Here is a 22,061-nt window from a genome sequence, read left to right as displayed (position 1 = left end):
GCTGTAGGATAGAGCTTGAAGAACGTCGTTAAAAACTCATTGATTTCATTGGTTGTAATGGAATCAACCGTCCCCTCACTTTCAATGGCTTTTGGTTTATAACTTGATTTCTTAGGTATGTTGGTAATGGTCGGATTCTTAACCAGTACCATATTTCCAGAACCATCTACATAGACACTCACTATATAAGCAGAGTGGACGGTCTTTGTATTTTCTCCCTCTGTAATGAGCTGGTCTACACTGTAGGTTACATTAAACTCATTGTCGCCAGTTGGCTCTACCGTCCATATCTGAAATCCTCTTACAGAAGACGATACAGGAATATCTTTGCGTACTGTATCAACATTGAGAGCTTGAAGTTCATCTGTCAGATAGCCTTTTAGACTTTCCATTCGATTATCAATGGACTTATCGGATTGCTCCCATGAATAGTAGACTTTCGCAAAGTTCTCTACAAAATTTTCTACATGATGAGTATCAACGTATTCCTTTTCTATGATAGTTGTTTCGTGAATAGTATGAGTATCTATAGCTGTAAAGTGCTTGAATATCGCAAAGCTGAAACTAAGCCCTAAAAGTACCCACAAGGCAATCACAACCTTTTTATGAGGATTGACCTTATAGACACGAGGTTTCTTTTCCTTTGGTATCTGTTTTTCTTTATTCTGATTTTTTCTAAATTTCATCATTAAATCTTCCTTTCTCATTGTTTGATTCGTCCTGCTCCCACTAAATGCTGTTGCCAGTAGGGGCTTGTTAAGTCGGCATAACCGATTGGGTCGCCTGCATGAAACATACGGTTATTGCCAAGGTATATCCCAACATGAGTAATATAAGAGCCAGCGTTATAGGTAGAATGAAAGAAAACCAAATCGCCAGCTTGTGCTTCCGATAGTGGGATATGCTGGGTCACATCATATTGCTGTTGTGCGGTTCGTGGTAAGTTAATTCCAGCTTTTCCATACGTCCATTGTGTCAGTCCGCTACAATCAAAAGAAGTAGTCGGGGAAGCTCCACCGTAAACGTATCGCCAGCCCTCATATTTCAGTGCTTCGTCCATGATGGCTTGTACCGTATCATCATCAAACTCTGTTGTGACAAGATACTGCGTTACCAGTTGCACATAAAACATATTGCCATAGTTGTATCGCCAGCCCCCATTGATAGGTATGGCTATGGGATTGGGGTAAGACACTTTTTCGCCACCTGAATACTCTTTTGAGAAACTTTGAGCCAGTTCAAAGGTATATTTATTTCCACGATTAGCCACATACCCTAAGAAACCACCACCATAATTGTAGGACTGGATAACCGATTCTAAATCTACACTGAGCCTTTCGCTACTGGCTAATAATTCACTGAAATACTTCACACCTTGCTTAATGGATTCTTCTGTACTCAATGAATTAGGTGGAAGACCGAGGGATTCCGAGGACTGCATAACATCTTCCGCAGTACCGCCCGATTCCACCTGTATAATCGCAAGAAGTATGTTGACATATTCTTCAACGCCATATTCTTTGGCATATTTTTCTACCATAGGCTTATGAGCCAGCACTTCTGCGGAAACATTCACACCTCCATAATGAATATTGGAAATTCCGCTGTCCTGTTCATCTGAAAATAAAATGGCAACAAACAGAAGCAGTGAGAAGACCATCAAGAATAATCCAGAACCACCAATCACTAAAGTTTTCAACTTCATGGTTTCTTACCGACTTTCTTAATGGTGGCGGTTTTGATTGGTGGTCTACTTCTTGTATTTTGTAGTGGTACTCTTTGAACAGTAGACGGACGTTCTTTTGTGATTGGACGTTGTGAAGTTCTATCTGCTGTAGTGGTTGAAGTTGCTGGCTTTTGAACGGTTTTTTCTTGAACGGTATTGCCTTGGCGTTCCACTTTTGGACTTGAAAAATCGGACTTAACTGCTGGACGCTCTTGTTTGGCTTGTTGAGATTCCTTATATGAAGTCTGAATATTAGACTGTTTTGAGGTCTGTTCATCATGATATTGTTCTTGTCTTGTAGTCGGTCTTTCATGAACAGAAGAAGCAGGCTGTTTTTTCTGTTTGACCTGTTCCATTTCAGAGCGACGCTTCGCAATGGTTTTTCGCCTTTGTTCCTGCTGTTCCTTGCGTCCACTGGCTCTGTCCGCTTTGGTTTGAGAAATACTACTGGTTAAATCACGGACATTCTCTTTTACTTTGGATTTTCCTTGATATACTGCATATCTTGCATTGGTCGGCAAATCTTTAACCTGTTCTTTCAAACCACTAGCAGTGTCTACCATTCTGTCTTTGGTATCAGCTACTGTACCGATGGTTTGACCGATACGTTTTCCAAGTGTTGATTTTTCCTTTCCGTCTGGTCGGGAGTGATCTGCTTGTGTCCTTGCAGAACTCCCCGAACCCGACTGTCCTTTTTTACCTGTAACAATGGCAGACCCAGCCCCTAGAGTAGTCATGGAACGTCCAAGTTTCCGCTGTAGACGGTGCATGTGAGCGTGCATAAGCATACGAGGTTTTCTCATCACACGACTTCCCACACTTTGAGAATCGTTACTCTGTAGAGAAAACATACTCATTAAATCGCCCAGCTTGAAGTAGATTCCTGCAAAGGTCACAATCTGTAGAAAAGCAATCAAAAAGAACGGATAACCAGCCGATAAGGTATAGAGCATGGTTGAAATACTAAATGCTGTCGTAATAATCAATGTGATTCCAGCTCGTGTCAAAATGGTATTAAAGAGCTTTGTTATGGCTCGTTTTGACATACCATCAAATGATGGAATCATGCTTAAAATAAAGCTCACAGGCAGAAACATAGCATAGATGATAAAAAGTACCTGCGAGAAAATCATGATTCCTGTTAATAGGAATACAAATATGGAAATCCCAATATTGAAGACAAATAGGAAGAAGACTGTACCTAAACGGTTAATGGTCTTTGTAATGGTTAGATTGGTATTGCTTCTGTCTTCAATTTCTTCCGCAACAATTTTTTCTCTGTCTTCGCCATTGTTGGAATCTGGGCTGGTGGAGAGCAGGCTTTCCACACGGTCAATACCGATACTTTCAATGTCTGAACTGTTGTATTGAAGCAGTAGCCACGGTTGCTGAACCTGTATGGAAAACAGGCTATCTCTGATTAAGTCCACGCTGTCCTTGCCTTGACTATCGGAATGGGGCATGACAATCTTCGTGCCAAGTGATAAACTGGCATTACTGATGTCTGATGAAAAGTCATTGATTTTTTTAATGTAGTCGGGAGCGTAGGCAATAAAGGAAGCCGATAGGATAAACACCAGCACAAAATTCATAATGGCATGAATTGCCTTTGTGGTTTCTCTCTTTATCAGTCCCGTATAGGCAACATAAACCCCAAGAACCAAAATCAAGAGTAAGAGGAATCCAACATAGAAACCCTCTGTTGAAAATCCGTTTGCACTCACACCAGCTAAGGTCTGCATATTCTTACCAATGGAATCTGCTGTAGCGGAAATGAAGTCTAAGGAATAGGCTTCCTGTACTAAGTAACCTGTCGCATTGGAAACATACAAACTGATTGTCCAAATAAAATTGGTAATGGCATATAGTCCATACATGACCTGTTTTCCAATCCCGTCCGACCAGTTCCACGGAAGCCAGCCCCAGCTATTATCCACATAAAAATCCAGTTGATAGTTTTCAAGTGGGTATCGGCTGTATTCATTTGCCACATTGACCGTATCATCTACCAAGCCCGCAGCTTGAACCACCGTTCCCAGCATGGCTAAAAGAAAAATGGCAATCACAAGTGTGAAAGCCACTGTCATTGCCACTTTACCTAGACGTTTCAGCGTCCAGTTTGATTTTATTCTGTTTACTATTGATGGTTTCACATTTACACCTCTTTTCGCACAGGTGGTCTGGTATCAAAGGCATGGAGCAGTTCTTCAAATACAGGGTGGAACTGTATCACACCGACACGACCATATAAATCACTGATAAGGCATTGCCCGTTTTCCAAATCACGCAATCGCTTCTGATTGTTTTCGTCCTCTGGGTCTACACCAAAAAAGGCTAAGGTCTTTTTAATCTCGTTAAGGTCAGTGGAACGAAATGCAAATTTTAAGCCGAGGTTATTTTTCAGTTTTTCATCTAAGAGGTCGTCTGTATTTTGGGTCACGAAATATACCCCAGCGTTCATAGCACGACCAGCCCGAACCAGCTTCATAGATAGTGTTTTTCCTTGTGCTACCTGTAAAAAGCTCCATGCTTCGTCTAAATCTACAATCTTGAAAATGCTTCGGTCTGTATGGATAAAGTCTAAAGCAAAGGTACTAATGACAATCAGCATAGCAACGGATAAAAGCTCCATAGTGGTATATTCCTCAAAGGAAGTTTCCTTGTCGGGAAGTACCAAGTCCGCAACCTGTATAATGTTCAGTTGTTTTTCTAAGCTGATAGACTGCTCCACATAACCATTACTGAATAATAAATGTGCAAAGTCATAGTCTGTAAAACTTTCGATATGGTCGGCTATACTGGTACTTAGTGGCGTATTCTCAACCCGTAATTCCTCAATCACTTTCATCAACCCTCGTACTTCACTATTGGTTACTGCACGAATGGCTTTTCTAAGGATTGGGAAGCGTTCCCCATCACGAGAGGAAATCCCCGTAAGGAATGTCAGAATATCAATAGCCAGTGATTCAGAATCTTTGGGATTTTTCATAATCACATAAGGGTCAAGTAAGCCTTTGTTTTTCTCATCAGAAGTCAGAGTGACGATATTGATTTCATGGGAAATCTCTGGCAAGGTTTCTTTCCATCTGCCACGTTCTGCTTTTGGGTCTACAATCACTGCTTGTGCCCCATAAAGCACCGCATAATAGACGATAAGGTTATTCGCAAAGGATTTACCACCACCCAGCGAACCAACAAAAGCCGACGCTAACGCATTGGTTACTGAACCCTTAACCCCTTGACTGGCAAGAGCAGGTTTCAGATAGACATTGCGTCCAGTATCTAAGCTGTAGCCAACATAAATCCCCTCATTTTCCCCCAGCATTTGAGTAGCACCAAAACCTAAACCAGCGAGGAAATCAGAGGTCACGTATTGAATATAATCATTCATATAACGCTTGCTGGCAGGTAAAAATTCTTCATGTAAGCCGAGCATATCCCCAAATGGTCGTACCAGTTTTACGCTTAAATCGTCATAAAAATCTTTCACTTCATTACAACGACGTTTGAGTTCGTCAAGATCATTTGCTGATACCCTTACCACATAAGACAGCTTGTACATAGATTCCTTGCTTTGGTCTAAATTGGTTTCCAGCTCATTCACACTTTCCAGAGCTTCCGCCACATTGGAGCTGGTTTCATTATCACTTTGCCAAGCGTGGTTATCCAAGTCTTTCAGTTCTTTCTTTTTATTGCGGACAGTAGATAGGGCTTTACGATTCGCTACAATTTCCACATTCATTGACGTATCAATCGGGAATGTAAATTGCTGTTGCTGGTAGTAGAAGATTTCAGAGGACGGGAAGTCCAGTTCTCCGACAATGCTGTTAATGGTAAAGTAAGCTACATAGACGGTTTCATCTTCCTGCTGGATTTTCAAATATCGCTGTTTTTCTTCCACCAAACAGCGAGTAGGCTTAATCAAGTCATAGTATTTAATCAGCGTTTCATTATCCAGCTTTTTCTTTGATAGATGGTACTCATACTCTTCATAGGCAGTGCCTGTCTGTCCGTAAAGGTGTTCAATCAGATAGCCGAAGTCGTCCTTATCTAACCTGCGGATTTTGAAACGACGAGAGATTTTATTTTCTAAGAGCTTTTCCATCTTCTGAAAACGCAGGATTTCATCATTACTCATACTAACAAAATCGCCCATCAGCTTATGGTTCACATCATAGACAAAATCAGACAAAGCATTTTTTGCTTCAACGGTAAGACTTTTCATAGAAAACTCCTGATCGTTGAGAAGCAACTTAAAGCCGATAAAGAAACGGTAGTTCACTTGATTTTCGCCAATCATGGATATTAAAGCGTCTGTCTGTTGGTCGATTTTGTCATAGGCAACCGCTTTGAGCTTGCCAGTGACTTCATTTTTGGAACGCTCTTGTGCAGAACGTATGCTGGATTCTGTACTGATTTGTAAAGCATGAATTTTGCCATCACGATTTTGTGCGATAAGCTGTCTGAAAGAATCATGCACTTGTATTTTCTGTTCTGGACTTAGAAATGAGTAATTGTAAGGAACAAGCTCATAGTAAGCATAACATTCCCCGTCTTTATTCCAGACGAGATTGTTTTCAATGTATTTAATTGGATATGCCATAAAATTCACTCCTAACTGCTGTAATGGCTTCTTGTGGCTGGTTTCTGCCAAGCGTTACTTTTTTTCCTGCATAGGTCAGCTTTGGTCGCAGTGCATAAGCAATGACAGACTTCAAAAATCCATAAGGCTTTTTACCATCAAAAGTTTTTGTAGACATAAACCATGTGAAAGCCACAGGAATCCCAAAGTATTTGAGAAATGCTCCCTCTATCATGGAAAGAGGGGGCAAGTTGCCAAGTATCATCACTGCAAAGAGTGACACGACAAACCATGTCATTTGCGTAAAGGTTATGGGAAACGGAAGTCTAAAATCATTGATAGAATACAGTACCTTTTCCACAGACCAGATACTGGTATAGCTTCGTATTTTCTTCATGTAATCAATCCTTTCATAAAAAATAGGGGTAGCTGATTGAGCCACCCCGTAAAATAGAAAATCTGCCAGTAGTAATGTACCGACAGATTTAATAGACGATTTCAAAAATCCCATGATTGGTTGAGATAAACGTTCCTGAAAGGTCTAAATCCCGACCATAGGCTTGATAATCAATATAGTTTTGAAGACTAGCTGGTACTTCGCCTAAAGCACCCGTTTCTTCAATGTAGTAGCGTGCCACGTCATACATATCATCACAATCGGAATGAATGATAATATCCTCTTGATGTTCGCTTAGTTCTTCAATGCTTGAAAAATGAGTGAGCAGAGCAGATAGCTCCGATTGTAATTCTTCGGGTAATTCCGATACCATTTCCCATAGTCGATTGAGTTCGCCAATGGAAGTGTATTCGTCAACCGTAAAGGGTAACTCGTAGTCATGAATGGCGTATTCCTCATATTCATCATTCAAGCCGATTTTCTCTTTGACTTCCTCAAAGTCAATGGGAAAGGTAAACCACGCACCGACCAATTCGCCCTCATTGTATTTGCCTAAATTCGCAATATAGACTTGCATATCGTCCATATATTCACGTCCTTTCTTTGTAGAGATTCAAAAATCCCTACCGCACTTCGTTTGGTGTACCATTCCTTTGCGGAACATAAGAAAACCACTTATATTCCACAAAAGAACGGTTTTATTTAAGCACCAATAATGCGATTGAATAGCTCTAGTAAAATGTCTTTTACTCCAGCAGCGTTGAAGACTAAGCCAACCGCAATAATCGCAATAATTAAAAAGCCAATCAGTTTGCTAAACTCACGCTTGAAGCCAAGATACAAGCCAATCACAACGATTGCTAAAAGCACCAGTGATTGAGCGTTTGATAGAAACCAGTTATAAAGGTTTTGTCCAAAATTCATAAAAATGTTCTCCTCTCTATATTCAATGAATTTGTATTTGAGTTATTTTTTTGTTGTTATCACGTCCTGTTCTTTTACTGACTGTTGCTTCAAAATCTGCTTGTGTCGGTCTGTCAGTTTCGCATGGTCGAGAATGTCTTTTACAACCTGCGTCTGGTTGATTTCATCAAGTTTAATCGCAACCTTTAAGGTCGGGGCAACTTGATGAGATAGCCAGTTCAGCGTCCTTTGGAAGGAGTAAGGCTCTGGTTTTGTGGTTAGTTTTAATCGTTCACGATTGTTCCCAATAAACCAAGCCCATTCTTCATTCAGTTTCCAATCAGAACGAGGTTTGGAATCGTCTTTATCTACAAAACGGATATACCGATTGATAATTTTAAAGGCGGTATGCTCTGGATTGTCATAGACGAGTAAATCACGGACTGCATAATAGGCACGCTCATTTTTCAATCGAATCTCAAAACGGTTTTTTACTTCTGCGTCTTCAATGGGAATATCATTTTTCTTGTACTGCTCGTAGTCCTTTTCATAGATACAGAAATAAACTTCACTTTGTAATGAACCGATATAGAGGGTGTTTCCCATACATTCCTTTTCCTCTTTGCGTACCAGTTCGCCACTGCGATAGCTTTTAAAACTGCGGAAGACGGAGATACATTCTTCCTGTTGGCACTTTTCAGTGAGTACAGGGATATTCAAAATCCCTGTCTTATCGTTAATGGCAAGGTCAAGGCGTTTCATCACACCGCCAGCCACCAAAACGTCCATAAAGAACTCATACCAGCTTCTTTGTTGTGCCAGAAGATAGCTTTCAAATTGTCTGCACCCACGACCTTTCAATTCCACCAGAACTCCTTTGTCCAGTTCATGGGAGCAAAGGACGAATATGTCGCCTAAAGCATAATGCTCTGAATAAGAATAGAAACCATAGTCCTCATGAAGAAAATAGGACAGTTTCAGTTGTAAGATGTTTTCGACCACCTGCTGTACGTCTGTTGTCGGAAAGCGAATCCTTACATAATCAAACAGCATTTCAAGGGGAGCGTCGGGATTGAAGCGTTCCAGAGCTTCCCAAAGGGACTGCTGTAAATCCTCTGATGGCTTGACTTTTCCTGTTTCAATATCGCTTAGATACTGCCTTGTAATACCAGTCGCAACAGCTAAACGGTTTTGAGATAGTCCATAAGCCAAGCGTTTTTCTTTTAAATGCTGTAACCAAGTTTGTTCATTCAGTAAAAATCCCTCCAATCAAAAAGGCGTATGTCAACTTTTAAAGCCCATTTGACATACGCTGAAATTTTGTAAATCCCTTGTAACCAAAGGATTTTCTAATGTTTTTTTGACTGTTTCCTGTCGATTTGTACCCCCCTGTTAGATACGGGGGGTTAAGTGCTGGCGTGGCTATTGCCACACCAGCCAGCAAGATCAGTCCACACCTGCGACTTCCGCTTCGCACGTCGCCTGCGTGGACTGTCTGCTGTTGGATAACTTTTTAATTTCCTCCAAGAAATCATATCCTTTTGGTACAAGGGGAGTATAAAACTCTGATATGACACTTGTTCCTACATCAACATAGCCACGACCTTTGATTCGCTTTAAGAAGAAATCCTTTTGTACGTCACTGCCAAACATCATGCCATAGCCCATTTCAGACATACGACCTAAAGCCACTCTGAAATTAAACTGATCACGGATTCCGTCGCCTAAATATTTTGCGTCTGGACGTTGACAAGCCAGTATTAGAAAGAAGCCAGCTTGACGACCTAACATGACAATCTGTTTCAGCTTATTCATAACTGCGGTGTTTTCTTTTGTTCCCAGCATTTCCATGAAAGCGACGTATTCATCAAAGATTAAGAAGTGTGCCGGGAGACCTAAGTAAGCATAATTTTTGCCAGTCTTATAGTTCTTCATCTGCTTCATTTCCTCACTACGTTTCATCATTTCTTCATAGAATGTTTCAATGCAAGAAAGCAAGTCTTCTTTTCTATAGTAGACATTTGCCATCACAGAACCTAAGTCCGCAAGGTCAGCATTTTTCGGGTCAAGAATATACAGTTTTGAATCTGTATGAAGCAAGGCTTCAATCAGTGTCAGTATAAAGTAAGTTTTACCGCCACCTGTACCACCAGCAATCAACATATGAGGGAGCTTATCATATTCCCACCATACGTTTTTCATTAAGCGAAGTTTACCATCTTTAGCTTCTACTTCATCAATAGAAATACGACTGGCTATGGTGTCATAGAGCAAAGTATATTCCACATAGGAATCCTTTAACTCTTTATCCGTCAGCTCACAGTACAAGCCACTCTCTAATTTCTTTTCCAAGTGTAAGAGTTGGTCTTGATATTTTCCCAGCGTGATTTCCACCCGTATCTGTATCAAGCCATTTTTAAGTCGATAATACATTTTAGGGAAGTAGGTTATCTTTTCCTTTGTACGACCAGCACTATCTTTAAAGAAACCCTCTGTTTTGACCTGTTCAGATTCATACCACTTGTTTTCAAGTATCATCTTTGCCAGTTTTTGACGGTGGTAAAGTTGTTTAACCGTATCATAGCGAACCCGTTTGAATACAAACGCTACCAGCAAGCAGATAAGAATTGCGACACTGAAACTGATAATTAAATAGGGAATGTCAATCTTATCTGCTTGTGATAGGTTAAAATCCTGCCAGTTGATCTGCTGGATTGTCTTCACATGAAACAGTCCGACAACCAGCAGGAAAACAGGCAGGAGTGACGCTATCGTAAAATGAAAGACTAAATCTTTACCAGATGGGCGAATCCTTTTACCACGCTGTTTCATGCGAAAAAGTCTCCTTTCTACCTAGCGACTATTTGTCTTGTGTCGGTTCTTTCTTTGCTTGTGGTTGAGCTTTGAATGAACTAGAATCCTTTGTCAGCACAATATCGTCTGCCTTGATATACCAGTCAACATCTGCTCCTTGATAGGTGGCAGTAGCAACGGTGTCCGCAATGGGATTGATAAGTTCCACCCGTGCGTTATAATCAAACTCTTTCAAAGGCACGCTGGCAGGAATACTTACTTGAATCATGCGTCCTTGTCCTTTGGATTTTAAGTCATAGGTACGTTCCTTGATTTCATCTGAAACCGACCCGTCTTCATTTTGGATTCTCACTTCACGACGTAGAGCAGAGAATTTCAATTCTCCAAAAGTCGTGTCTTTATCTAATACAATGCCATTTGCTAATCTCATCATTTTTCCTCTCTTTCTTTATTCTTTTATCATGTCGTCAGCATGTAAAAGGTAATTTGTAAAACCACGAGTGCCGATTTTGTAGCCCTCTGCGGTAATACGTGGATTGACTAACTTCACACGTTCCTCAAAGCCGAAATGTTTTTCGCCAGCTTCAGCAGGAAGCACCACCACAATATCATCTGCTCTTTGAACATCAGAATAGAGATTATAGCTTCTTGATAAGACAGTTAGCCGTCCGTTGATTCTTCGCTGAACGACTTTATCCTCGCCAGCAAATTCTAAATTGCCGAATGTTTTTTCCATGTTGGGAATCACAAATTTAAGTTCCATATTTTTACCTATCCTTTCTTTTTTATTGGCTGAATGAATGTTTGATGGTCTTAAAGAGTGGGGAACGACCTTTTGATTCTTGATTTTTTGTTTTCATAAGTTCACTTCCTTTCAAAATCGGGTAAAAAAATAGACACCTCATTTTTTGAAGTGTCTACCTATTAAATATTCAAATTTTATTGGAAGTATCTTTATATCTTCACTTTTCAAGGATAAATCGTCGTATCAAAGCTCATTCATAAGTAGTAAATTAGTAGTAAATTGAGTGGTTTTGACCTTGATAAAGTGTGATAAGTCCAGTTTTTATGCGGATAACTAGATTTTTATGCTATTTTTAATTATAAACTTGCTTATATAAACATAGCTTTAAATACGAAAATAGCTTTAAATACGAAAAATAGCTACACTAAACCCAATAACTTTGTTTAGTGTAGCTATTTTAATTAATTTTATCGTAATTGATCTTACTATATAATAAAACCTGAATTTAATAAGGTATTAAACTAAAGTCTTAAAATCATATCCTTCACTCTTATAGTGTTTTATTATCTTGTCTAAAGCTTTTACTGTTTCTTCTTTTCCATATGTATCATGCATCAATATTACCACTAGATTCTTACCTTTACCTGAATTAACGGCTTCTTGATATAATTGATCCGCATTTTTCTTGCCACCTTCAGCATCTCCATTTAGAGCATTCCAGTCAATAGATGCCATGTTATTTTTGATTAAATAATCATTTAGTGGTTCTGTGCTCTTCCATGAAATCTGACCACCTGGACATCTAATTACTCTAGTAGTAAAATTATCCATTCCCAAAGATTCTTTTATTAAAGTCTCGTTTTCTTTAAAATCGGAAGTAAAGTTTTCCAAATTTAAAACTCTTTTTGGATAAAGATGTGCATAGTCATGTGAGAACGAATGGTTACCTATAGCCATTCCGTCATTATATAAATCCTTTAAAATTGCAGGTGCACCATTCATTTTTAATGATTTTCCAATTACAAAGAAAGTACCTTTTACATTATTATCATTAAGTATTTTGATTACATTAGGTGTATTAGTAAGAGAAGGTCCATCATCAAATGTCAGGAATACTTCCTTTTTACCACCATTGTCATAATCATATGTATTCATAGCGTTCCAAACCTTTTGAGAGTCCACTCCATGTACATCTTTAAATTCTTTCTTTTGACCTACAACTGGTTGAGACTTTTCCTTTTCTTCAAGTTCTTTAACTAACTCTTCTTTTTTAACTTTTTCTTCTTGTAGAGCTTCTTGTTCGTTCTTGTAAGCAAAGCCTATCTTAACACCTCCAGCAACGCATGCTACAACAATTGCCAAAAGTAGGAACTTTTTAAACGTAAAAACTGATTTTTTCTTTCTTTTATTTCTTCTGTTCGCTTTATTTTTACTATTCATAACCAACCTCCTATTACTTTCTATTCTACTATAAAAGCTTTAATAATGAAACATCAAAATTGTAATTAATAGTCACATCAAAAGATCTATAAATTTACGAGATGGCTACAATAGTTGAAAAAGGTTACAATATAAAAACACTAGGACAATATACTTAAAACAATTATTGAATAAATGGATATTTACTAATTATTTTATGTTAACAAAAATTATTGATTATAGAAATATTTGTTATATTGTATCTTTAATTGGGTATCTAATAAGTAGTGTTATTTATGAGGAGAGATGTTATGAAGAGATTTAAATGTAAAGAATGTGGATATGTACATATAGGTGACGAAGCACCTTCTGTGTGCCCAGTGTGTGGATATGATTCAGAAGTGTTTTATGAGATGGAAGAAGAGTCTTCTTCTAAGGAAGTAGATTACTATGAAATGATAGATGATTCAAATTTAGATATTATCAAAAATTTGAGACATCAGTTTGATTCTTTTAGTGAATTGGCAGCAGTTTCTATGTCGATGGCTAAGCAAGCAATCAAAGAAAATAAGGAAGAAGATGCGGAACTTTTTAAAGAATCATATGATGAACTTTTGGGGCAAGCCTCTCTAAGTGCTATGCTTTTGGGCGAATTTTTAGAGTTTAACACAGAATCTAACAAAAAAGAACTCGCCAGGAAGTTGCAAAAGGACGTTCAAAGAAGTGAAGAATTAATTTTGTTACTTGAAAATGATGGGTTAGTGGAGTATGTTGATATAATAAAAAATAAATCTGATAATATAAAAAAAATAATGGATAAATTAGAAAAATAGCAATTAATTAAAACAAAATAATAAATTTTTAAAAGATAAAGGCCTTGTATTGGAGGTCTTTATCTTTTTTAATTAAAAATATGGCATAATATAATTTTTTATATATAAAAAAAATTGCAAATGCATTGAAAAATGCATTTATAGAAGATATACTTAATTAGTATTGCAATAAAAAGAAGATAAAGCTTATTTAACTAAGAAATAGTTAAATTGACAGAATTAATGTTTGATTATTGTCAATTTATTTACTAAGTATAAACTTCAGAATTATACAACTTTTATAAGTGAAGCCTAGATATATCCTTATTTTTAAATAGTAAAAAAACAAAAAAAATAAGGAAAACCTTTTTTAAATTGAATTAATACAAACGTTATGTTATAATGATTTGTGGTAACGGTTAGATATTTTTAAAATATTCTGTTTCCGTTGTAAATTATATTATATAAAATTTTAAAGGAGGAAAAAATGCAAGGTAAAAAATTTAAACTAGGTTTAGTTTCTAAGTTGATAATAGCTATCGCAATAGGTATTATTGTAGGTAATTTGAAATTTATACCACCAGAGTTGTTGAGAGTCTTGATAACGTTATCAAGTCTATTCGGTGAGTTCTTAAACTTTATAATACCTCTTATGATAATTGGTTTTGTCGTTAAGGGTATTGCAGAGCTTTCTGAGGGTGCAGGAAAATTATTGGGGGTAACAGCATTAACGGCATATAGTTCAACTTTAATAGCTGGATGTATAGCATATGTGGTTGCAAGTAATTTCTTCCCAGCATTTATAACACCAGAATTAATTGACAAAATACAAGGGGCTAGAAAGGCACTTGAACCTTTCTTCAAGATTGGACTTCCTCCAATGCTTGATGTTACTTCAGCAATTGTATTTGCATTTATGATGGGACTAAGTATATCTTGGTTGAGATCTAAAAATCGTGGAGTAGTACTATATGAAATATTTGATGATTTTGAAGCAATTATATCTAATGTTCTAAGCAAAGTTATTATACCTTTATTACCATTATTCATATGTGGTAACTTCGCAAATATGAGTTATACTGGATCAGTATTTAGTGTATTATCTATATTCTGGAAGGTATTTCTAATAGTTATCGCTCTTCACCTTATATATGTAAGTCTTATGTTCGTGGTAGCAGGTACTTATGCAGGAAAGAATCCAGCAAGACTTATAAAGAATCAGGTAAAGGGTTACTTAACAGCAGTAGGTACTCAGTCTTCTGCAGCTACTATTCCAGTGAACTTGGAATGTGCTGAAAAGAATGGTGTATCAGAAGATATAAGAAACTTTGTTGTACCTCTATGTGCTACAATACATTTAGCAGGTAGTATGATAACAATTACATCTTGTAGTGTTGCAGTATTGTTGATGAATGGAATGCCATTTAGCTTTACTTCAATATTCGGATTTATTGCTATGTTGGGTGTTGCCATGGTTGCAGCTCCAGGTGCTCCAGGTGGTGCGATAATGTCAGCTCTTCCATTCTTACCAATGGTTGGTATTACAACGGAAGTAATGCAGCAGCTAATGATTACATTATACTTAACTCAGGATAGTTTTGGTACAGCAGCAAACGTATCAGGAGATAATGCAATAGCAGTATTCATAGATAAGTTCTATTCAAAGAGAATGAAGAAAAAAGAAGCTTAGTTAATAGACCTAAAAAATCAGCATAGTAATTAATTTCTATTAATCTAAAAATCACTATAAGCAAATGAATAGATTAAAAAAGACACAGTGTACACTGTGTCTTTTTTTCTAGTCAGAATATACTATTTTTCCCGAGCAGATAGTATACTTAACTTTACCAAATAATTTTTGACCTATAAATGGTGAATTTGAAGATTTAGAGTAGAACTTATCTACAATGTATTTTTCATCGGGGTTAAATATGCATATATCTGCAATTTTACCTTCCGAAATATCACCCTTGTTTAGTTTATAAAACTTAGAAGGGTTAGAAGTCAACTTTGACAAGGCCTGAGAGAGTGAGAGCCTATTTTTTCTAACTAGCTCAGTAATAGTAAGTGAAAGAGCAGTCTCAAGTCCTATAATACCACTAGGGGCTTTAGCAAATTCAACAGTTTTTTCTTCAGATGAATGGGGAGCATGATCAGTGGCAATAATATCTATAGTACCATCTTCAAGCCCTTTTATTAACCTTTCTCTGTCCTCGTATGTTCTTAGAGGAGGGTTCATTTTGGCTAGACTTGCGTGTTTTAATACTGCATCTTCTGTCAAAGTGAAGTGATGAGGTGTTACTTCGGCGATTACATTAGCTCCTTTTGACTTTGCATATTCAACCATATCAACAGCATTCTTTGAACTAATGTGTTGAATATCAATAGTTGCACCTGTTTCAAGAGCAAGCATGCAATCTCTAGCTACCATAACATCTTCAGAGACTCTAGGCGCTCCATTTAAACCAAGAGAATCTGATATTTCTCCTTCGTTTATTCCATGTAAAGCTATAAGTTTATTATCTTCTTCGTGAAGTGCAATAATAGTATCTAATTCCTTTGCCTTTATCATGGCTTGTCTTAGTACAGAAGTATTCATCACAGCAACGCCATCATTTGTAAAGCCTACAGCTCCGGCATCATGAAGTGCTTCCATATCTACAAGTTCATCTTTAAAGTCACGAGTAAGAGCTGATTCTTGTAATACATTGATAACAGCATCTTTTGCTTTTTCTTGAACATACTGTAGACTTTCTACACTGTCTATTTTGGGATTGGTATTTGCCATTAACAAAACAGTTGTATATCCTCCAGCAGCGGCAGATTTTGCACCTGATAAAATATCTTCTTTGTAAGTGAATCCTGGATCTCTAAAATGCACATGTATATCTATCAAACCAGGTGAAACAATACAGTTTTTTGCATCTATAATATCCATATCTTTTTCATCAAGATTGATTGTTTTGTCCATCTTTATAACAATATCATCTTCAATTAAGATATCTAAATAGCTGTCCAGACCTGTAGCTGGATTTATAACACGTCCATTTTTTATTATTAATTTGTTCATAAATTCTAGTGGAGTAGTAGCATTTAGACTAAACTCCTCTCCTTTCAAAAATTTGTATTAATTAAACTATTGGCTGTTACTACTATGATATATCAATTTTCTATAAATTTCCATAAAAAAGAGATTAATTCATATGAATTAATCTCTTGAATTTTATTTATATATAATTTTTATAGGATCTACTTTGGATGCCTTATATGCTGGAACTAATCCAAATATTATTCCTGTAAGTACAATTGAAATTACTGCGTACAAGAAACTGTTAAAGCTTGGAATTGGTTTAAATGGCATAATATTTTTAGAGTAGATAGTGACAGCATAGCCAACTATTACACCTAATACCCCACCAAATGAAGTAATAAATACCGATTCAACTAAGAATTGAAGAAGAATTGATCTTGGTTTTGCACCCAAAGCTCTTCTAATTCCTATTTCCTTGTTTCTTTCCATAACAGAAACGTACATAATGTTCATTATACCAATTCCGCCTACGATCATGGCGACTACAGTGATAATTTTTACGAATTTATCGATTCCTTTTGTAAAGGCTTCTGTAGACTTTTGTATACTACTTTGGTCTTGAATTTTATACTCACCCTTGATATCAGGATGAAGTGATGTCAAATCTTCTTGGATAGACTTTGTAACTTTTGACATTTCAAATCCATCTTTGACTGTCACGACCATAGAGTTAATTGAGCCCGTTTTAATATTTGTTCCAGTAAGAACTCCATAAGCAGTGTCTGGTATCACTGAGTATGGCATATCTACATCAAACATACCACGTTTTTTAAAAGTTTTGTCAACTGGATCGTAAGTGGTATCACTATCTAAGATTCCAACAACTTCAAATGTTAGACCATTTAGCGTAACACCTTTTCCAATTGGATTTTTTTCATCTTTTCCAAATAAATCTTTTACTGCATTACTCTCAAGTACAATAACTCTTTTACCATCATCAGCCTCTGTAAGAGCTCTTCCTTTTATTACTTTATAATTTGCCTTTTCAAGAGGACGAATCTCAGAACTTCCTGTTTTATTAAAGAAAGATAAATTTCCAACTAGAGTATTTTCATCATAGCCTGGTATAGTCTGAGCAAATTTCTTTGAAGGTTCTACTTTTTCAACTCCTTCTATAGAAGCAATTGTTTGAACATCTGAACTTAAGAAAGGATCAAGTAGTACTTGATTAGTTCCCAACTCTTTGTCTGATGGCTCAAAGTAGAAGATGGCTGTCCTTGGAGCTATATTTTGAAAGGTACTCTTAAATATAGCAGACATACCGTTTCCAACGGCACTCACAAATACAACTGAAGTAATACCTATAATTATCCAGATAAAGGCTATAATTAATCTTAATTTATGACCCTTTAAGTTTGCAAGGGAATTTTTTATTAAAGTAAACATACTTAAACCCCCTCTACAAAACTACCGTCTTTTAGAGAAATTACTCTAGATGCATATCTAGTCATATCATGGTCATGTGTTACCATGATAATTGTAGTTCCTGATTCATTTAACTCAGTTAGCAATCTCATAATTTCTTCCCCAGTTTCACTATCCAATGCACCAGTAGGTTCATCTGCAAATATTATTTTCGGATTATTTACAAGTGCTCTTGCAATAGCAATTCTTTGTTGCTGACCACCAGATAGGTGATTAGGGTAGCTAATAGCTTTATCCTCTAAGCCGACTTCTTTTAATCTTTTAGCAACAAGTTCTTTTCTTTTACTTTTATCCTTAACACCTGAATATATTAGTGGTATTTCAATATTTTGAGAAACAGTCAGGGTATCAATCAAATTAAACTGTTGAAAGACATACCCAACATATCCAGCTCTATATTCAGATCTTTTATTTTCACTTAGATTACTGACATCTGTACCATCAAAATAATACTTTCCCTCGTCTAATTTATCCAAAAAGCCTAAGATATTAAGTAATGTTGTTTTTCCGCTTCCAGATTTACCCATTATCATTATAAACTCTCCAGATTCTATTTCTAGACTTAAGTCTTTTAGTACATGAAGTTTTTCTTTCCCTACTTTATAATACTTATTCACATTTTCTAAAACAATCTGCATATTGGTCACCTTCTCGTGTTTTTCCACTAATTCTCAGAACTCTCCTCGGAAGAGCTAGCAGGGCTATCCTTTTCAGATTTATCTGTTTTGCTTTTATCTGTGTTAGCTTTGCCATTACTGCCAGGTTTTTCTGTTACAGGATCCCCTTCCTTCATATTTTTAGTAGGGTTCTTAATAATAACGTCATCTTCATTCAGGTTTCCTGATACAACAGAGAAATCTCCACTCTCAGAAAGTATTTCAACATTTATTTTTCTTAAATATCCGTCGATTTCTGCAAGTACATAAACTTCATTGCCATCATTGACTATTGAAGCAGAAGGAACTTTATGCTTATCTGTATTTACTTCGATAACAGCCTGTGTATGATATCCATCTATAATTCCATCTTGAGTGTCAAGTGTTAGCATTATGCTATAAAATGACATGGAAGCAGCTGAAGCACCTTCTCCTGAAGCATCTTGTGGTGCCGATGTAGTTACAGGTCTTTCAGAGATATAATTCACTCTACCTTTAACTGTATCTCCAGTAGATAATATAGTTATATCAGCAGTCATATCTTGTTTAATTTTGGATAAATCTTGTTCACTTATTTGGCCGTTCATAACATAGTCAGTAGTCTGTACAGTCATAAGTGCAGCTCCTGGTGTCTGTGTATCTTGATTTTGGTTATTATTTAAATAGACCTTTCCATCAAAAGGAGCCTTTACCTTTGTATATGCCTTAGCATTTGCAGTTGATAGACTCGTATTTAATGTAGCTATCTGTGAATTAATAGCTGTTAGAGAAGGGTCATCTGACTTTAAACTTTTCTTTTCTGAAATTAAGTTTTTTATTTGAGTTTTTATTCCAGCTATTTCTTGTATAGCTGCTTCATCTTTTACAATATACAAAACATCGTCTTTTTTTACGCTTTGCTCATTGCTTACTCTAACATCAGGTGTTTCTCCATTTGGAGGTCCCGATATATCTTTACTTTGCTTTGGAACTATACGTCCATTTATAAATATTTTTTCATTTTCTGGGATGGTATAGGTCTGAATAGTAGGAGTAGTTTCTTTGTGAGATTGATTGTTTAGTACAATTCCACCAGCCACAATAACAATTACAGCAACTACTACTATTCCCAAATATATTTGTATTTTTTTGTTTGATTTAATCTTTGTTAAACCATCTCCAATTTTTTCCTTTAAAGACATGTTAACCTCCTATATATTAAGTTTTTGATTTTAATTCAAAAAACATGTAAAATTCAATACAAAATATGATTTAATTTTACATTAAAATGGCGGTTATTGCAATAATATTTAAGAAATTTGCCACAATAGGAAGAGATTATTGCTACATTTATATTGCATTGCCATATTTTATTTATTCTTCTCCAGTGGCAATTTTATTGTCATCGTAGCTTGTCCAGTCTGAAAAACTGCCAGGGTAAATCTTATAAGGCATATCTATTATATCAAGCGCCAAAGCATTTACCATTAGAGATATACCTGAACCACAATAAACAATTATTTCTTTGTTTGGATCAAGATCTTTAAAATGTTTCTTTAAAAAGTCAACTGACTTAAAAGAACTATTTGTCATATCATCAACATTTAGTACATCCATAAAAAAGTATGATTTTGCACTTGGGATATGACCTGCAACTTTATCAACTGGTTCTTCCAATCCTAGGTATCTATTTTTAGCTCTAGAATCAATTAGAATTGTATCTTTGTCATAAAGTTTAGATTTCACATACTCCATATCTACCATAAAAGAGTTATCAATTTTGATATCTAATTTTGCAGAGTTATCATTTGGAATATTTTCATTGCTTTCCATCTGTCCACCATGATGTTTATATGATATGAGTCCGCCATCTAGAGCATAGGCATTATAAAAGCCTAAGTTATTTAACTGGAAAATTAATCTAGCAGCTCCCTGCATATCACCATCGTCATAGGCAATTACAGTTACATCATTTGATACACCAAAGTTTTCCATCGTTTTTTTCAAATCGGTATGATTTTTAAAAGGATGTCTTCCACCATGTTTACTTTTAGAGTCTGCTAAGTCTTTTTCTATATCAACTAAATAAGCGCCTTTAATGTGACCTTCTCTATAAGAGTCAGGTCCATAGTTTTTGTTCATAAGATCAAATCTACAGTCCAAAAGAACGTATTTCTTCCCTGATTCCATTAAATCAAATAATTCTGGAACGGATATTAATCTTTTCATTGTCTTCACTCCTTATCATTAAGATAAAATACTATTAATAATCATAATTACAAAATATGCCTATCCTAATAAGTATATCATATGAATTCATAGATGTATATAATTATGGTGACAGTTTAAATTAGGTATTATAAAATTCTATTATATGGTAAAATTGATGAAAAAATATATGTTTAATAAAAAAAATAATAAAAAAAAGGTGAAATAGAAGCTATTTCTAACTACTTAGAACTATATGAAGTTTAACTATAATCATATTTCCAAATAAAGAGTATATTAATATGAAAAGTCAATAGACATTGCTTGGATAAAATTATTGCTCTAGGGAAGAAAGCTAATTTTGAGCAATAGATTGTTAGCGATAAAAGTAGATGCTATAATATTTATGATAGATACTCATTTATTTAAGATCTGCTCTTTAATATTTCTTGATAAAAGTGGGTGTCAAATTAAGTTTTATTATGAATAGACACATAAAATCAGCGGAAATTATTTGATTATAAAATTTTCTGAAAATATAAAAAGAATATAAAGGGAGGAAAGTATATGAATTTTGATGAATATGAAAAATGGGCTATAGAGTTTTTTAAGGAAAGAAATTGGTACCAATTGGACTCTTCACTGCGTTTGAATTTTTTAATGGAAGAAGTTGGCGAATTGTCACAGGCGGTTAGGAGATATGAGATTGGGAGAGATAGACCAGACGAGGCAAAAAGATCTGACAGTGAAAATCTAGGGCTGATCAAGGAAGAACTAGCTGATGTATTAGATAATGTAATAATATTAATGGATAAATATGATATTTCATTTGAAGATATGACAAGGTCACATAGAGAAAAATTCGAGGATAGATACTAAGACTAAAAGTAGATATTAATATGGCAAATTATATTCGAAAATTTTAATAATATAATTTGCTATATAAATAGAAGAAAGATTTAGCCATAATAAGTAAATAACTAGTGATAATAGTAAATTTTAATAATTTAACAAAGTGCTTTCTCCTTTAGAAAATATAATTTGAAAACTTTAAATAGATATAAAGTTGATGACAGGTAATAGAGAGCTGTTTTTATATAAAAAGTAAAATTAAGTAGGGGATATTTTTTAACTGAAATTAGTAAGGAAATTATAAAAGTTTGTCTAAAATTTATTTATATTTCAGGAAAACATTAAGTATTTATGCTGTACTTTAATGAAAAATTTGAAAAGTTCAAAATATTTAAAGAAGCTTTAAAAAAATTATGCAAACGCTACTACTGTTGAAATTTTAGTATTTTTGA

At 35.7% G+C, this 22,061-nt stretch carries 20 protein-coding genes; 3 read left to right on the top strand and 17 right to left on the bottom strand.

Going from position 1 to position 22,061, the window contains the following annotated elements; translation table 11 throughout:
• From RR561_RS04370 to RR561_RS04310, 12 genes are all read right to left on the bottom strand, one after another.
• Positions 1-707: conjugal transfer protein (locus RR561_RS04370; RefSeq protein ID WP_332506270.1), on the bottom strand; the 707-nt coding region annotated here is incomplete at its 3' end.
• Complete coding sequence (locus RR561_RS04365) at positions 704-1,705, bottom strand: bifunctional lytic transglycosylase/C40 family peptidase (protein ID WP_000769868.1); 1,002 nt, start codon at positions 1,703-1,705, stop codon at positions 704-706. The genes RR561_RS04370 and RR561_RS04365, both read right to left, overlap by 4 nt.
• Complete coding sequence (locus RR561_RS04360) at positions 1,702-3,867, bottom strand: CD3337/EF1877 family mobilome membrane protein (RefSeq protein WP_430516984.1); 2,166 nt, start codon at positions 3,865-3,867, stop codon at positions 1,702-1,704. The genes RR561_RS04365 and RR561_RS04360 overlap by 4 nt, the downstream gene beginning before the upstream one ends.
• 14 nt (positions 3,868-3,881) lie before the next feature.
• Positions 3,882-6,329 (bottom strand): ATP-binding protein, encoded by a 2,448-nt coding sequence (locus tag RR561_RS04355; RefSeq protein ID WP_000331160.1) that lies wholly within the window; start codon positions 6,327-6,329, stop codon positions 3,882-3,884.
• Positions 6,313-6,705 (bottom strand): conjugal transfer protein, encoded by a 393-nt coding sequence (locus tag RR561_RS04350; RefSeq protein ID WP_000723888.1) that lies wholly within the window; start codon positions 6,703-6,705, stop codon positions 6,313-6,315. The genes RR561_RS04355 and RR561_RS04350 overlap by 17 nt, the downstream gene beginning before the upstream one ends.
• An 88-nt stretch (positions 6,706-6,793) precedes the next feature.
• Entirely contained in the window at positions 6,794-7,291 is a 498-nt protein-coding gene (locus RR561_RS04345) for an antirestriction protein ArdA (RefSeq protein ID WP_000342539.1), read from the bottom strand.
• A 116-nt stretch (positions 7,292-7,407) separates the two neighbouring features.
• Positions 7,408-7,629 (bottom strand): hypothetical protein, encoded by a 222-nt coding sequence (locus RR561_RS04340; protein WP_001009056.1) that lies wholly within the window; start codon positions 7,627-7,629, stop codon positions 7,408-7,410.
• A gap of 42 nt (positions 7,630-7,671) precedes the next feature.
• Positions 7,672-8,862 (bottom strand): MobT family relaxase, encoded by a 1,191-nt coding sequence (mobT, locus tag RR561_RS04335; protein WP_191619837.1) that lies wholly within the window; start codon positions 8,860-8,862, stop codon positions 7,672-7,674.
• Positions 8,863-9,054: 192 nt separating this feature from the next.
• On the bottom strand, positions 9,055-10,440 hold the full coding sequence (locus tag RR561_RS04325; protein ID WP_000813488.1) for an FtsK/SpoIIIE domain-containing protein: 1,386 nt from the start codon (positions 10,438-10,440) through the stop codon (positions 9,055-9,057).
• 28 nt (positions 10,441-10,468) lie between these two features.
• Positions 10,469-10,855 (bottom strand): YdcP family protein, encoded by a 387-nt coding sequence (locus RR561_RS04320; RefSeq protein WP_000985015.1) that lies wholly within the window; start codon positions 10,853-10,855, stop codon positions 10,469-10,471.
• 15 nt (positions 10,856-10,870) lie between these two features.
• The gene (locus RR561_RS04315; RefSeq protein ID WP_000420682.1) at positions 10,871-11,185 is read right to left on the bottom strand and encodes a YdcP family protein; all 315 of its coding nucleotides are present in this window, start codon (positions 11,183-11,185) and stop codon (positions 10,871-10,873) included.
• A 498-nt stretch (positions 11,186-11,683) separates the two neighbouring features.
• Positions 11,684-12,607, bottom strand: a complete 924-nt coding sequence (locus RR561_RS04310) for a polysaccharide deacetylase family protein (RefSeq protein ID WP_332506253.1) — start codon at positions 12,605-12,607, stop codon at positions 11,684-11,686.
• Between the two features lie 290 nt (positions 12,608-12,897).
• Here RR561_RS04310 and RR561_RS04305 point away from each other — a divergent pair, with 290 nt between their 5' ends.
• Positions 12,898-13,419 carry a rubredoxin-like domain-containing protein gene (locus RR561_RS04305; protein WP_332506252.1) on the top strand — a complete coding sequence of 174 codons (522 nt, stop codon included), beginning with the start codon at positions 12,898-12,900 and terminating at the stop codon, positions 13,417-13,419.
• A 466-nt stretch (positions 13,420-13,885) separates the two neighbouring features.
• Positions 13,886-15,088: a dicarboxylate/amino acid:cation symporter gene (locus RR561_RS04300; RefSeq protein WP_332506250.1), complete on the top strand. Its 1,203-nt coding sequence runs from the start codon at positions 13,886-13,888 to the stop codon at positions 15,086-15,088.
• Positions 15,089-15,196: 108 nt separating this feature from the next.
• Here the strand turns inward: RR561_RS04300 and RR561_RS04295 are convergent, their stop codons facing one another.
• The 5 genes from RR561_RS04295 to RR561_RS04275 all read right to left on the bottom strand — a co-directional run bounded on the left by RR561_RS04295 (position 15,197) and on the right by RR561_RS04275 (position 20,778).
• Positions 15,197-16,468, bottom strand: coding sequence for a dihydroorotase (locus tag RR561_RS04295; protein WP_332506248.1), 1,272 nt, complete (start codon positions 16,466-16,468; stop codon positions 15,197-15,199).
• Between the two features lie 153 nt (positions 16,469-16,621).
• A complete protein-coding gene (locus RR561_RS04290; protein WP_332506246.1) occupies positions 16,622-17,875 on the bottom strand; it encodes an ABC transporter permease in 1,254 nt (417 codons plus the stop codon).
• A 2-nt stretch (positions 17,876-17,877) separates the two neighbouring features.
• On the bottom strand, positions 17,878-18,552 hold the full coding sequence (locus tag RR561_RS04285; protein WP_332506245.1) for an ABC transporter ATP-binding protein: 675 nt from the start codon (positions 18,550-18,552) through the stop codon (positions 17,878-17,880).
• Between the two features lie 26 nt (positions 18,553-18,578).
• A complete protein-coding gene (locus tag RR561_RS04280) occupies positions 18,579-19,751 on the bottom strand; it encodes an efflux RND transporter periplasmic adaptor subunit (protein WP_332506244.1) in 1,173 nt (390 codons plus the stop codon).
• Between the two features lie 172 nt (positions 19,752-19,923).
• Positions 19,924-20,778: a sulfurtransferase gene (locus RR561_RS04275; protein ID WP_332506243.1), complete on the bottom strand. Its 855-nt coding sequence runs from the start codon at positions 20,776-20,778 to the stop codon at positions 19,924-19,926.
• A gap of 546 nt (positions 20,779-21,324) precedes the next feature.
• On the opposite strand from RR561_RS04275, the gene RR561_RS04270 reads away from it, so the two are divergent.
• Positions 21,325-21,636: a MazG-like family protein gene (locus tag RR561_RS04270; protein WP_332506242.1), complete on the top strand. Its 312-nt coding sequence runs from the start codon at positions 21,325-21,327 to the stop codon at positions 21,634-21,636.
• The last annotated feature ends 425 nt before the right edge of the window (positions 21,637-22,061 follow it).

The sequence above is a fragment of the Peptostreptococcus sp. genome (assembly GCF_036639115.1).
GTDB lineage: Bacteria > Bacillota > Clostridia > Peptostreptococcales > Peptostreptococcaceae > Peptostreptococcus.
Note: the sequence above shows the minus strand (reverse complement) of the source record. Positions and strands in the feature narration are given on the sequence as shown.

Coding starts and splice junctions, on each gene's coding strand:
- RR561_RS04300 (WP_332506250.1), top strand. CDS start 13,886: ATGCAAGGTAAAAAATTTAAACTAGGTTTAGTTTCTAAGTTGATAATA.
- RR561_RS04345 (WP_000342539.1), bottom strand. CDS start 7,291: ATGGACGATATGCAAGTCTATATTGCGAATTTAGGCAAATACAATGAG.
- RR561_RS04305 (WP_332506252.1), top strand. CDS start 12,898: ATGAAGAGATTTAAATGTAAAGAATGTGGATATGTACATATAGGTGAC.
- RR561_RS04365 (WP_000769868.1), bottom strand. CDS start 1,705: ATGAAGTTGAAAACTTTAGTGATTGGTGGTTCTGGATTATTCTTGATG.
- RR561_RS04325 (WP_000813488.1), bottom strand. CDS start 10,440: ATGAAACAGCGTGGTAAAAGGATTCGCCCATCTGGTAAAGATTTAGTC.
- RR561_RS04355 (WP_000331160.1), bottom strand. CDS start 6,329: ATGGCATATCCAATTAAATACATTGAAAACAATCTCGTCTGGAATAAA.
- RR561_RS04310 (WP_332506253.1), bottom strand. CDS start 12,607: ATGAATAGTAAAAATAAAGCGAACAGAAGAAATAAAAGAAAGAAAAAA.
- RR561_RS04280 (WP_332506244.1), bottom strand. CDS start 19,751: ATGTCTTTAAAGGAAAAAATTGGAGATGGTTTAACAAAGATTAAATCA.
- RR561_RS04350 (WP_000723888.1), bottom strand. CDS start 6,705: ATGAAGAAAATACGAAGCTATACCAGTATCTGGTCTGTGGAAAAGGTA.
- RR561_RS04285 (WP_332506245.1), bottom strand. CDS start 18,552: ATGCAGATTGTTTTAGAAAATGTGAATAAGTATTATAAAGTAGGGAAA.
- RR561_RS04320 (WP_000985015.1), bottom strand. CDS start 10,855: ATGATGAGATTAGCAAATGGCATTGTATTAGATAAAGACACGACTTTT.
- RR561_RS04270 (WP_332506242.1), top strand. CDS start 21,325: ATGAATTTTGATGAATATGAAAAATGGGCTATAGAGTTTTTTAAGGAA.
- RR561_RS04275 (WP_332506243.1), bottom strand. CDS start 20,778: ATGAAAAGATTAATATCCGTTCCAGAATTATTTGATTTAATGGAATCA.
- RR561_RS04315 (WP_000420682.1), bottom strand. CDS start 11,185: ATGGAACTTAAATTTGTGATTCCCAACATGGAAAAAACATTCGGCAAT.
- RR561_RS04290 (WP_332506246.1), bottom strand. CDS start 17,875: ATGTTTACTTTAATAAAAAATTCCCTTGCAAACTTAAAGGGTCATAAA.
- RR561_RS04340 (WP_001009056.1), bottom strand. CDS start 7,629: ATGAATTTTGGACAAAACCTTTATAACTGGTTTCTATCAAACGCTCAA.
- RR561_RS04295 (WP_332506248.1), bottom strand. CDS start 16,468: ATGAACAAATTAATAATAAAAAATGGACGTGTTATAAATCCAGCTACA.